General features: G+C 67.5%; 8 protein-coding genes. 4 read left to right on the forward strand and 4 right to left on the reverse strand.

Annotated elements, in window-relative coordinates; all coding sequences use genetic code 11:
* Nucleotides 1–236: 236 nt before the first annotated feature.
* The gene (locus HUA76_RS10115; RefSeq protein ID WP_174460721.1) at nt 237–2021 is read right to left on the reverse strand and encodes a monovalent cation:proton antiporter-2 (CPA2) family protein; all 1785 of its coding nucleotides are present in this window, start codon (nt 2019–2021) and stop codon (nt 237–239) included.
* Nucleotides 2022–2194: 173 nt separating this feature from the next.
* On the opposite strand from HUA76_RS10115, the gene HUA76_RS10120 reads away from it, so the two are divergent.
* The 3 genes from HUA76_RS10120 (at nt 2195) to HUA76_RS10130 (ending at nt 8144) form a co-directional block, all read left to right on the forward strand.
* Nucleotides 2195–5536 carry a hypothetical protein gene (locus tag HUA76_RS10120; RefSeq protein ID WP_174460722.1) on the forward strand — a complete coding sequence of 1114 codons (3342 nt, stop codon included), beginning with the start codon at nt 2195–2197 and terminating at the stop codon, nt 5534–5536.
* A 251-nt stretch (nt 5537–5787) separates the two neighbouring features.
* On the forward strand, nt 5788–7071 hold the full coding sequence (locus HUA76_RS10125; RefSeq protein ID WP_174460723.1) for a family 16 glycosylhydrolase: 1284 nt from the start codon (nt 5788–5790) through the stop codon (nt 7069–7071).
* 122 nt (nt 7072–7193) lie between these two features.
* On the forward strand, nt 7194–8144 hold the full coding sequence (locus HUA76_RS10130) for a hypothetical protein (RefSeq protein WP_174460724.1): 951 nt from the start codon (nt 7194–7196) through the stop codon (nt 8142–8144).
* Between the two features lie 134 nt (nt 8145–8278).
* Here HUA76_RS10130 and HUA76_RS10135 read toward each other — a convergent pair whose 3' ends face one another.
* From HUA76_RS10135 to HUA76_RS10145, 3 genes are all read right to left on the reverse strand, one after another.
* Nucleotides 8279–9877: an LVIVD repeat-containing protein gene (locus tag HUA76_RS10135; protein WP_254614124.1), complete on the reverse strand. Its 1599-nt coding sequence runs from the start codon at nt 9875–9877 to the stop codon at nt 8279–8281.
* A gap of 205 nt (nt 9878–10082) precedes the next feature.
* Complete coding sequence (locus tag HUA76_RS10140; RefSeq protein WP_141644491.1) at nt 10083–10535, reverse strand: hypothetical protein; 453 nt, start codon at nt 10533–10535, stop codon at nt 10083–10085.
* A gap of 256 nt (nt 10536–10791) precedes the next feature.
* Nucleotides 10792–11652: a class I SAM-dependent methyltransferase gene (locus HUA76_RS10145; protein WP_174460725.1), complete on the reverse strand. Its 861-nt coding sequence runs from the start codon at nt 11650–11652 to the stop codon at nt 10792–10794.
* Between the two features lie 75 nt (nt 11653–11727).
* Between HUA76_RS10145 and HUA76_RS10150 the strand changes: the two genes are divergently transcribed.
* On the forward strand, nt 11728–12159 hold the full coding sequence (locus HUA76_RS10150) for a helix-turn-helix domain-containing protein (protein WP_174460726.1): 432 nt from the start codon (nt 11728–11730) through the stop codon (nt 12157–12159).
* Nucleotides 12160–12190 lie beyond the last annotated feature (31 nt).

Consider the following 12190-nt stretch of genomic DNA (forward strand, 5'->3'; position numbering starts at 1 on the left):
CCGCTCGCCGTCTCCCGCGAGCAGCCGGTGGGGGTCCCCCCCTCGCTCGGCGCCTTCCAGGGCATGGAGGGGGCTCGGAACGGGCGTCTCGTGCGGCTTCGCTGCAACTCGAACGGATGAATGCGCCCCGGGTGAATGCGGGTTCAGATAGCCTGGAAAATCGAGCCGACCTGGGATGTGCTGTTTTAGCTTGAGTCTTGAAGACCCGGGAGGTCGGCCTGCCCGGGGTCTGGCGCTCACGCGGACTTCTTCGCCTCGGCGTCGTCCTGCTCGAAGAGGCTCTCCAGCTCCTTGCGAGCGCGCGCGGCGGCCTCCACGAGCTTCTGCTCGTCGCGGTGGAAGAGGGCCGTCTCGCGCAGGAGCTTCTCGTCGTGGTCTCTCAGGCGCTCCATGACGCGGTGGCTCTCTGAGAAGGTGAGGCCCATCGTCTGGAGGATGTCGCCGCCCATCTCCACGCTGCCGGCGAACGTCTCGCGCATCACGTGCTCGATGCCCAAATCGAGCAGCCGGTACGCATGCACGCGGTTGCGGGCGCGGGCGAAGATGGTGAGGTGGGGGAAGTGCTCCTTCACTGTCTTGGCGGTGCGCATGGAGGCCTCGACGTCGTCGATGGCGAGCACGAAGACGCGGGCCTTGTCGGCGCGGGCGGCGCGCAGCAGGTCCAGCCGGGAGGCATCGCCGTAGAAGACCTGGCTGCCGAAGCGCTTCATGAAGTCGATGTGCTCGGGGCTGGCGTCAATGGCGGTGAAGGTGATGCGCTTGGCGCGCAGCAGGCGGCCGACGACCTGACCCACGCGGCCGAAGCCGGCGATGATGACGGGGTGGTCCTCCTCGGGCGCCACGTCGTACTCGCGGGCCTGGGTCTTCTTCTGGAAGCGGGGACGGCCCCAGCGCTCGTAGGCGGCGTAGAGCAGCGGCGTGGTGGCCATGGACAAGCCCACGACGACGACGAGCAGGTCCGCCAGCTCCGTGGACATGACGTGGAAGGACACGGCGAGGGCGAAGAGGACGAAGGCGAACTCACCGCCCTGGGAGATGACCACGCCCAGGCTGAGGGCCGGCTCGTTCTCCTTGAGGTTGAAGCGTCCCAGTCCGTAGAGCACGGCGCCCTTGATGGCGACGAGGCCTACGACGAGACCGGTGATGAGGCCGGGGCGCTCGGTGATGAGGCCCAGGTTCACGCTCATGCCCACGGCGATGAAGAACAGGCCGAGCAACAGGCCCTTGAAGGGCTCGATGTCGGCCTCGAGCTCGTGGCGGTACTCGGACTCGGACAGGAGCACGCCGGCGAGGAAGGCGCCCAGCGCCATGGAGAGGCCCACGGCGTTGAGGAGGGCGGCGGTGCCGACGACGACGAGCAGCGCGGTGGCGGTGAAGAGCTCCTGGCTGTGGAACGACGCGACGGCGCGGAAGAGGGGGCGCAGCAGGAAGCGGCCGGAGAGCACGACGCCGACGAGGACGGCGACGACCTTGAGGCCGGTGTGCCAGCCGGGCTCGGCGGAGGTGGCGTCGGTGTGGCCGAGCAGGGGCAGCAGGGCCAGGAGGGGAATGACGGCCAGGTCCTGGAACAGGAGGATGCCGAAGGCGAGCCGCCCGTAGCCGGTGGTGAGCTGGTTGCGTTCGGCGAGCAGTTGGAGCGCGAAGGCGGTGGAGGAGAGGGAGAGGCCGAAGCCGGCGATGATGGCGGCGGCGGGGGGCAGTCCGAAGAGGAAGCACGCGGCGGCGAGCAGGGAGCCGGTGATGAGCACCTGGGCGCCGCCCATGCCGAACACGGAGTGGCGCAGGTTCCACAGGCGTGAGGGCTGCAGCTCCAGGCCGATGACGAACAGGAGGAGCACGACGCCCAGCTCGGAGAAGTGGAGCACGTTCTTCACGTCGCCGATGAGCTGCGCGCCGGAGGGGCCGATGACGGCGCCGGCCACCAGGTAGCCGAGCACCGAGCCCAGACCGAGCCGCTTGAACAGCGGAACGGACACCACCGCGGCGCCGAGGAACACCAGCGCCTGATGCAGGAAGGACATGCCCCGCTTCCTCGCACGGACGCCCATGCCGGGCAATCACAGCCCCTGGGCTCGCCAGTCAGCGGGGACCCCCGACACCGGGCAGGTGGGTCGTATGTAACCGACTGTGTGCCGGATGCGTAATCCAGTGGCAGCAGGCAGCCACGCAGTCCCCCACACCCCCGGAGCCGCCGATGCCCCCGCCGCGCATATCTCGCAGAGAAGCACCCCCTCTTCCGCCGCCGCCGCCGCCCAAGCCGCCTCCGGACCCCAAGGTCGAGAAGGCCACCAACGACAAGAAGACCGCGACGACGCTGCGCACCGACGCGAAGAACAAGTCCGTCAAGGCACAGGCCGACGCCGCGAAGGCGAAGCAGGCGAAGACCGCCCATGACAAGTCCACCAAGGAGAAGGGAGAAGCGCAGAAGGCGCTCGACACCTCCAACACCAACTACCAGCGCCTCCTGGACCACGGAGACTCACCCGCCGGCCGCACCCCTGCCCACGCCGAGTCCGTGAAGAAGGCGAAGAAGCAGGTCGACGCCGACCAGGGCCGCGTGGACAAGGCAGCAAAGACCTTCAAGGGCACGGAGGAGAAGCTGACCCAGGCCGACACCACCGCGCGCGACTCCAAGCAGCACGCCGTCACCGCCTCGGACACGGCCCTCCAGGCGCAGAAGACCGCCAACGTCAGCGCGAAGCAGGCCGGCCAGCCCGAGCCCTTCCCCAAGGCGAACGAAGTCATCGACACCTTCGACGCCGGAAGTCTCAGCAAGAAGGACCAGGCGAAGCTGTTCGGCACCTCCGCGCCGGTGACGCCGGAAGAGGCGGCGCGCGCCGATGTCAAGCACGTGGACAACGTCGTGAAGAACTCCCCGCACAAGAACGAGGAGGCCGTCGCGGGCGCGGAGGAGCTGCGCAAGCAACTGGCGCTCAACCCCGACCCCGCCTACCGCGCCGCGCTCTGGAAGGAGTCCAAGCCGCAGCGTGACGCGTTCGTCGACGCGCAGGTGAATGACCGCTCGGTGCACCACTCGAAGACGCCGGAGCTCATGAAGTCGCTGGCCCAGGGCGCCGACATGGTGGGACCGGAGGCGCGCAAGGAGCTGGCGGGTCAGCTCCTCTCGGCCTCGAAGTCCACGTCGCTGGACGGCGTGGGGGAGCCCGGCCGCTCCTTGAAGGAGAACGCCAAGGACCCGGCGGTGGCGAAGCTGGGCGGAGAGATGGTGAGCCAGCTGCGCGCGGCGAAGCGCTACAAGGACGCCGATGCCCTCTCCAACGTCGACCCCGCCATCAAGGCCCAGTCCATGCCGAGCAAGCTGGACCAGAAGCTCCAGGCGGAGGTGGACCTCAACTCCGTCTCCGAGGAGCGCGACGGCCTCAACGCGCGCCAGAAGACGCTGGACCAGGAGACGCGGACCACCGCTCGGCAGACGCTGAACGACGTCGCGAAGAACCCCAAGTCCAAGGAACCCTTCACCGTCGAGCCCGGCGCGACGAAGGACCACGCCGTCCTCGTGCGCAAGGACAAGGCGGGCAAGGTGACCGAGCGCCTGGAGGTGTCGTTCCAGGGCGACAACGTCAAGGTGGACTCGACCCAGGTGGACAAGAAGGGCGACGCGCGCCGCACCGTCTTCGAAAGCGGGGGCCCGGAGGGGCCGAGCACGTCCACCGATACGCGCTGGAAGCAGGACGCCTCCACGCCCGCGCCGTCGCTCGAGGACCTGGCCGCGGGCAAGGTGAAGGGCTCGTCCTACTCCGCCACGAAGTTCGAGGGCGGCAGCAACGCGAAGCAGACCACCACCCAGCGCACTCCGGACGGGACGCTGACGGAGACGAAGAAGGAGTACGGGGGCTCGGACAAGACGGACCACGTCAACGGCAAGTTCGACGAGTTCAAGAACTTCTCCACCACCGACACGGTCCACACCACCACCACCGTCATTCCTCCTCCGGGAGCCAAGGACGAGAAGGGCAAGCCCGTGAAGGCGATGGTCGTGGAGGGGACGTCGTACTCGCAGGGAAACGAGCTGCGGCTGACGAAGACGGAGACGAAGGCCGTCGACTCGCCGGTGAAGGGCGACCGCCCGGCCGGCGCGGAGGAATTGGCCAAGGTGGAGAAGGATGCCCGAGGCGCCGACGACGCCGCGCCCACCAGCTACGTGCTGGAGAAGAGCGGCGACGGCGAGCTGAACACGCAGACCTTCTTCGAGGGACAGCCCAACGTCACGCTCGTCACGCGCAAGAAACTGGAGGGAAACACCGTCACCGAGACGACCGAGGGACGTGTGCCCAAGCCCTCGGACAAGGATGAAAAGGAGCTGGTGGACATCAAGGGCACCAGCACCACGACGTACAACGACAAGGGCCTCATCACCGCCAGCCACTCGGACCAGACGGACCCCACGGGTGTCCGCCGGGTGAAGGACTTCCAGCGCACCGAGTCGCGCAACGCGAAGGGCGAGGTGGAAGTCACCGAGCGCACCAGTGGCCTGGAGGAGGGCGGCGACAAGCCCAAGCGCACCTACGAGCAGGCGCTGACGACGGCGCAGACGCCCAAGGGCCCGCAGGTGGTGCGAGCGGAGTCGAAGCTCACCGGCCCGGAGGGCTCCGCGGAGGCGTCCATCCCGCCCGAGAAGCTGACCGTCAATGGCAAGCCCATCGCCGACCCCCAGCAGCTCAAGGCCAGCCTGCCGCCCGCGCAGGCCGCGCTGGGAGCCTATGCGGTGAACGGGTTGCAGCAGCAGCTCAATGACTTCTCCAAGCTCTCGGCGCTCCATGCCCAGACGCTGGAGGACGCGCCGGAGGCCCCGGAGAGCGCGGGCTGGGATGTCGCGGGAGACACGGTGGACTACGGGCTGGCGCGGCTGGCGCAGGAGGCCAACACCACCGCGGCGACGAAGCAGGGCAAGCCCGACCCGGCGAACAACCCGAAGTTCTTCAGCTTGAATCCCGTGGAGGAGTTCAACCAGGAGCTCACCCTGGACCTCGACAAGGACCAGCGCCTCGGGGTGGGTGCCGTGGGTGGCTTCCAGGTGATTTCCGGCGCGAAGGACGTCGTGTCCGGGGTGGGGGACTTCAAGAAGGCCCTGGACGAACAGAACAAGCTCGACCTCGTCAAGAGCGGCCTGGGCATCATCGACGGGGCGAGCGGAGTGGTGGAGGGCGCGGAGCTGCTGCGCTTCGCGGCCAAGGGCACGGGCACGACCATCTCCCCCTCGGGAGAGCTGGGCGGACGCGTCAATCCCATCAAGCTGGCGGAGTGGTCGGGCCGGCTCAGCGCGGCGGTGGGTGTCGTGAGCGGCGGAATCCAGGTGGCCGAGGGAATCGCCAACGACGACAAGTACCAGGTGGCGCTCGGCGCGGTGCAGGCCGGTGGCGCCGTGGCGGGCTACTTCGGCACGGCGGCGGCGGTGGGCGCCTTCGGCGGGCCCGCGGGAGTCGCGGTCGCCTTGTCGGTGGGGCTCGTCACCATCGGCATCGGCAGTGCGATTGAGCGCGAGCGCTCCCACGCGCTGGCGGACCAGAAAATCTGACCGAAGTCCTCCGCCCGGCCGGAACAAGGGCCGGGCGGAGCCCGACGTGGCCAGTGGGTGCCTTGCCTATTTGAATCCAGACACGCGCCGGAACTCAGTGGCGCATGGAATTCAAATCGCGAGTGGAAAATCCGCAATGACATAGGAACATCTGCGAGGTTTGTCTTTCGGGGATATGCGACGGGGCTCCTGTTTCCCTCCACCCCGAGGTATTCATGCGTCAGCGCGTCACGACAACGGGTCGAACCTGGATGAGTTTGTTCTGCACCGCCGCCCTCTTCACGTCGGCGGGCCTGGCCAACGCGGAGGACCTTGCCCTGCCCGCGGGCAACATCCTGTCCAACCCTTCATTTGAGACGAACCTCACCGGCTGGTCGACGTGGCAGGGGACGCTGGCCCGGGTGAGCCACGCGTCGGCACCGGATGGTGCGTACGTGGTGCGCGTCACGCGGTCGGCGGGGGACGCCTATTCGCTGGATGACGCTCCGGACGCGGTGGCCTCCACGACGGTGGGAACCGTCTACCGGGCACAGGTCTTCATCGCGGCGAGCAACGCCGGGACTGTGGGCAAGCCCGTGGTGCTGGCCGTCCGGGAGCGCAATGGCGCGGGGACCTCGGTGGGGTACGCGGAGTCTCCGGAGGTCAGCCTGACGACGGCCTTCCAGCAACTGACGGTGGAGACGACGGTGCAGCAGACGGGCAACACGCTGGATGTGTATGTCCTTCAGTCCAATGCCACGGCGGGCAATGCCTTCCTGGTGGACGCGCTGACGCTGGCGGTCGTCCCGCCGCCGACGCCGGGGGAGCCGAGCCAGCTGCTCTGGAGTGACGAGTTCGACGGACTCGCGGGCACCCTGCCGAATCCGCAGGTGTGGGAGCCCGTCACGGGCGGCATGTGGGACAACGGTCGGACGATTCAGCAGTACACGGCGCGTCCCCAGAACGTGCAGCACGACGGAAGTGGCCACCTGAAAATCATCGCGCGGCGAGAGACGTATACCGGCGCGGACGGCGTGACGCGCGACTACACGTCCGCGCGAATCCACTCGAAGGGCCGCATGGAGCGCCAGTATGGCTACGTCGAGGTGCGGCTCAAGGCGCCCACGGGGCTGGGCACCTGGCCCGCGGCGTGGATGATGGGCTCCACGGGGGAGTGGCCCGCCAACGGAGAGTTCGACATCTTCGAGGGCGAGGGGCCGCTGCCCACGCTGGCTCACGGCACCATTCACGCGCCCGGCATCGCCTACGGTTGGGGACCTCCGGGACAGGTGGACTACGCGCCCGCGCGCGTGGGTGACGCGTGGCGCACCTTCGGCATCTTCTGGAATGCCAACCGCGTGGAGTGGTACGCGGACCGAATCAAGCGCTTCACCTTCCCGCGTGGCACCACGGGGACGTGGGTGTTCGACCAGCCCAACCACCTGCTGCTCAACCTGGCGCTGGGGGATTTGGGCGGAGACCCGACGAACACCGTGTTCCCCCAGGTGCTCGAGGTGGACTACGTGCGCTGGTACGCCAACGCGCCGTCGAACTGACCGGGGCCTCCATGCCTCCAACCGGGGCCGTCCACGGCGGCCCCGGGCGACCCTCCTCGGGCCAGGCGAGCATCGCCTGCTCCCTCGCTGACCCGGCGCCCTCTCGTTAGAGTGTCGGGCTCATGCTTTCATCGCTCCAGCCTCTCTATCTGCTTCTCGTGGTGGAGCCGTCGACCTGTCCCGAGCGACTCCGTGAAGTCGAGGCTTGGGAGGCGCGGTCCGGCCGCTCGCTTCCCGCCGTCGTGCGCGAGTTCTTCACCCGCCTTGCGACCATTCCGATGGCGCCCAATGAATACCAACGCAGGGTGTGGAATGCCCCCGAGCCAGGAGCCGTCATCGTCGGACGCGTGACCGACGAGGAATGGGAGGTGCCGCTTCCGGACCTGTGGGCCGAATACCGCGATGGCACGCTCGAGACGCTGACGTCCGTGCTGACCGCCGTCGAGCGCGCGACAGGCGACGAGCTCGATGTCCCCACGCCTCCGAGCGCTCTCCACGGGCCGCTGGTCTATTTCCAAACCGATGTCATGCGCCAGTGGCGCGTGTTCTTCGAACTGGATGGTTCGCGCGACCCGCCTGTCCACGAACATCACCGCGACCGCGGTTGGTCACCCCCGCGTTCCTTCTCGTCGTGGCTCTTTGATGCGTTCTTGGACGGGTACCTCCACCAGGACATGGTGCCGTATTCGTTCTGGGGAAAGAACGCCGACCTCGCGCGCTCCGAAGCGGCGTGCCCGGTGCAACCCTTCAGGAATGGTCGCTGGTTGCGAGCGTCGCAGGGGCCATTCAGCGCCGAAGCGCATGCGGCGCTCAAGGAGCGATTCTCTTCCTATTCACGCGTGTACGCGACGAAAGCCACGCTCCACGACTTCAGCCTGGCGGAAGGGGGTTGGCTCTGGATTGTCGCTGATGAGGATTCGTCGGAATGGTGGATTGCCGGCGAGACGAACGAGCACGTCGTCGAGCTCGCTCGCGCGGCGCGCGACCTTGGCCAGTTGACGGCGCCGCTCGTCGCCGATACGCCCGAAGGCGCCGCGGTGCTCGAACTGCTCGGCGCTACCGTGCCACTGTGAGCCGTGTCGGGCGAATCCTGTTCAGGTCGTGTCCCCATCCACCTGGCGCTGGTACGCCAACGCGCCGTCGAACCGACCGGGCCTCCGCGCCTCGAACCGGGGCCCTCAACGGCGGCCCCGGGCGGGTGCGTCGCTCAGGGCTCGTCGAAGATGAGCAACCCTCGTGCGTCATCCACCACGTACACGTGCCCATCTCCTGGCACGCGAATGCCGAGCGCGCCCTCGTACTGGCCGTCCTCGCGCTTGGGGTCTGACTCCCTGTAGGTGTTGAAGTGAGCCACCTGCCGGGGCTTCGTGGGATTGGAGACATCCAGCACGCGCAGGCCCTCATGGTACCAGGCGATGTACAGGCGCGTGCCCACCAGCAGCATGTTGTGGATGGAGGCGACGTCGCGCAGCTTGAACTCTCCGATGAGCTCGATGTTCGTCGGGTCATCCACCTTCAGCACACGCAGGTGGGCGCCCTGTCGCTCGCCGCCCTCGAACGCCACCGTGTGTCCGCCCAGGGTGCCCACCGCGCTGTGATGGCTCACCGCGCCGTAGTAGGTGTACTCGCCCAGGTGCTCGAAGTTCTCCGGGTTGCGCACGTCGAGAATCTGGTAGCCGCCGCTCATGTGACTCACATAGAGGCGGTCTCCGTACGCGAAGGCGTCGTGTGGCACGCCATAGATGCCGGTCCCGATGCCGCCCAGGCTCTCGCGGTGCAGGAGTCGTGGCTCGGTGGGGGTGGTCACATCAAAGAGCAGCACCTCGGCGTTCCGTCCGGTGGACATCGCATAGAGCCGGTCTCCATCGACCAGCACCGTGTGGATGTCGAGGGGCCCTCCGCCCGGGTAGCTCTGGAGGAAGACGGGACTGGCTGGATTCGAGATGTCGAAGACGATGAGGCCGGAGCTGGCGCTGGCGACATAGAGCGCGTCGCCCTTTGACCACACGCCGTTCCAATAGTTGTCGCCCGGCAGGCTGATGGACGTCTTGAAGACGGGCCGTCGCCGGTCCTTCACGTCGAAGACCGTCAGCCCGCCCGGCTCTCCCCGGCGCTGGATGGACACCACGTAGGCATGGTCCTTCGCGACAAAGACGTCCACGGACTGTCCCAGCTCCACGTAGGACTCGGAGCGCAGCTTCAATCCGCCCGAGGACTCCGCCTCGCCGCGAGCCCAGCTCATCCGCTCGGCGCGGAAGGTTCCATGCACATAGGTGGAGCCATCCGCGCAATAGCTGTAGCAGCCCACGAACTCCCGGGGAGACACCGCCTCGCAGCCCAATGCGAACTGTTCGAAGTACACACCAGAGGCCGTGTTGGTGTAGCCCATCGACGCGGAGAACTGCCCGTCGCCGAGCTGGGATGAACTGGAGGCTATCCCGTTGAGGAACTCCACCTGTCGCCCATCGGGGCTCAGTCGGAGGCCCACGGCCGCGGTGGCCATCTCCCTTTGGGGCTGCATGTATTCGACGCGGACCACGCCACGGTAGACGGCGCCCTCTCGCTCGAGTGTGTCCAGGGACGCTCGATTGCACGAGGAGAGGTCGAAGACCTCGGGTGAGCCGCAGGGGGCGGAGATGTCCTTTCGCACCGTGCAGGTCGCGAACGGACCGGTGTCCGCGATGATGTCTCCCTGCTCCTTCAGCGGCGTGTACAGCCCGTCCCACGGCTCCGCCTTCGGGTCCGAGTCACAGCCGGCCAGGGCCAGGAGGCCCATCAGTCCCGCGGTGCGGAGACCTTGCTTCATCCCAGTCATCGATGCCTCCCCAAGGAAGAGCCCCCGCACACTTCGGGGGCTCAAGGCGACATGACTCTAGGACAATCCCCTGCGCCGATGCTCACGGTCTGCTTGTCGCTCGTTGCGTATGAGGAGTCCATGCGAGGAATCCACGAAATACACGCAGCCATCCAGGCCCTGGATGAGCTGCTACCGGGTGCGGTCAGCGAGCAGCTCAACTGCAGGGGACCCAGTCTGGGTGAACGACGGTGCTTGACTGGGCTCCCGTGGAGTCGACCACATACACCTTGGGTTTGATGGAGGTGTCCCCGGGGAATGTCTCGGTGGGAGCGTAGCAGCCATAGCCGCGCAGCGTGGTTCCGGGGTTGAAGAGCGAGGTGTAGACCTTGTTGGTGTCGTAGCGGTACGTCTGTTGTCCCCAGTAGAAGGTGTAGGGCGCGACGCCGCCCGATGCCGAAGCGACACAACCCAGGCTCCCACCCACGGGACGGGTACAGATCAATGTCGCCACAGGGACGACCAGTGCCTTGCTTGCAGTGCCCACATCCTCGGGGATGGGCTCACCCGCGCTCGGCTCGCCCTCGGGCATACCGCCACAGGCCGTCAGCGACAGGCTTGCTGCGAGGACAGCGACAAGGCTCCGGCGGGGCATTGCAGGGTATGACATTGTGGGCCTCCAGGGGATGGAGGGGATTATGGCTGACCTCTGTGTCTGGGAATAGTCGAGTCAGGAATGACATGGGGTGGGAGCCCTTTTGTTTGTCAGGGAATGCGTGTGATGCTGGCTATCCTTCCAGCCCGGAATGGGATTCGATGTGTCTGGATGATGATGTGCGTTTGATTGAAGCGGCTCGCCCAGGTGTTCCCAGGGGCGGGCCGCTGTCGACCTGCCACCGAAAGCCCAGGCGGCATTGTTGATGCTGCTAGCCGACTGACGCGGATGGCGCCCGAGCGCATATCCACCAGCAGGCGGCGGTGAAGCGGACCTCCGTGCCGTGCACGAAGGGCTCGAAGGCGACGCGGACCGCATCGACAACCTTGGTGCGAGTCCGCTCGTCCGCCTCCTGGAGGAACATTCCGACGGGCCCGAGCCGGGACAGGTAACGGACCAGCTCCTTCTCGGGAAAGGCGCACTCGACGTCGATGGGCCGGAGTTCGACCCCGGCCCAGCCGCTCTCCTCCAGGATGGATTGGACCCGGCGCGGGTCCGCGAAGGCGAACTGTCCCGGCCCACCCGGCCGACGGGCAGGGAGGTTCGGCAGGAGCGGTGCCGCCGTGCGCTCGGAGGTGGTCATGAACGGATTCTCCGCCGCACTCCGCCAGGCGATGAACCGGAGCTCCGCGCCGTCCCTCGCGGCACTTCTCAGGTTCGTGAAGGCCCGGACCGGGTCGTCGAAGAACATGACGCCGAAGCGAGAGATGAGCTGGTCGAAGCTCGCGGGCTCGAACACATGGCTCTGCGCGTTGGCGTGGACGAACCGCGCAGGCGTGCCTTCCCGCTCCGCCCGCGCCCTCGCGGTGGCGAGCATCGGGTCCGAGATGTCGATGCCGAGACAGCGACCTTGTGCCCCCAACCGCCGAGCGACGGCGAGCGTGGTGCCGCCCGTGCCACAGCCGATGTCGAGCACCCGGCCTCCAGAGTCCGGGGACACCGCGGCGACGAGCATGTCCTCGAGCGGCTTGTACATGGAGTCGATCAGCTCCTGCATGTCGACCCAGGCGTGCCCGGCGGTGCCGTTCCAGAGTTTCGTCTGCTCGTCTCCAAGGGGGTTCGTCGCGGTCATGGATGTCTCCTCCGACTTGCCTTCAGGCAGCGTAAGCTCGACTGTGCCACTTCAAGTCGACTTGAGGTCAAGCAGGTGAGAGACCTGGACATCACGGAGGTGGCGCGGCGGTCCGGCGTTCCCGCCTCGACGCTGCGGTTCTATGAAGGGAAGGGGCTGCTTGCCTCCACCGGCAGGCGGGGCCTGCGCCGGCTGTTCGCTCCCGATGTCCTGGAGCGACTGGCGCTGATTTCACTGGGGCGCGCCGCCGGCTTCTCGCTCGATGACATCGCGCACATGTTCGCGCCGGACGGGCGGCTGCGCATCGACCGACCCCTGCTCGTGGCCAAGGCGGAGGAACTCGACAGGACGATTCGCGAGCTCGGCATCATGCGCGACGGTCTTCGGCACGCCGCTGTCTGCCCCGCGCCGAGCCACCTGGAATGCCCCACCTTCCGCCGCATCCTGCGCGCCGCCGCGTCCGCCCCGACGACGGGCGCGCGAAGGAAGAGGACTCCAAGCCGCTAGCTCCAGGAGCACCGCGTCACCCTCCGGGGAC

The organism is Myxococcus sp. CA056 (assembly GCF_013336715.1).
In the GTDB taxonomy this organism is placed as follows: Bacteria; Myxococcota; Myxococcia; order Myxococcales; family Myxococcaceae; genus Myxococcus; species Myxococcus llanfairpwllgwyngyllgogerychwyrndrobwllllantysiliogogogochensis.

Excerpts from the sequence above, each read along its gene's own strand:
- HUA76_RS10115 (WP_174460721.1), bottom strand. The coding sequence starts at position 2,021 with ATGTCCTTCCTGCATCAGGCGCTGGTGTTCCTCGGCGCCGCGGTGGTG.
- HUA76_RS10120 (WP_174460722.1), top strand. The coding sequence starts at position 2,195 with ATGCCCCCGCCGCGCATATCTCGCAGAGAAGCACCCCCTCTTCCGCCG.
- HUA76_RS10125 (WP_174460723.1), top strand. The coding sequence starts at position 5,788 with ATGAGTTTGTTCTGCACCGCCGCCCTCTTCACGTCGGCGGGCCTGGCC.
- HUA76_RS10130 (WP_174460724.1), top strand. The coding sequence starts at position 7,194 with ATGCTTTCATCGCTCCAGCCTCTCTATCTGCTTCTCGTGGTGGAGCCG.
- HUA76_RS10135 (WP_254614124.1), bottom strand. The coding sequence starts at position 9,877 with ATGAAGCAAGGTCTCCGCACCGCGGGACTGATGGGCCTCCTGGCCCTG.
- HUA76_RS10140 (WP_141644491.1), bottom strand. The coding sequence starts at position 10,535 with ATGTCATACCCTGCAATGCCCCGCCGGAGCCTTGTCGCTGTCCTCGCA.
- HUA76_RS10145 (WP_174460725.1), bottom strand. The coding sequence starts at position 11,652 with ATGACCGCGACGAACCCCCTTGGAGACGAGCAGACGAAACTCTGGAAC.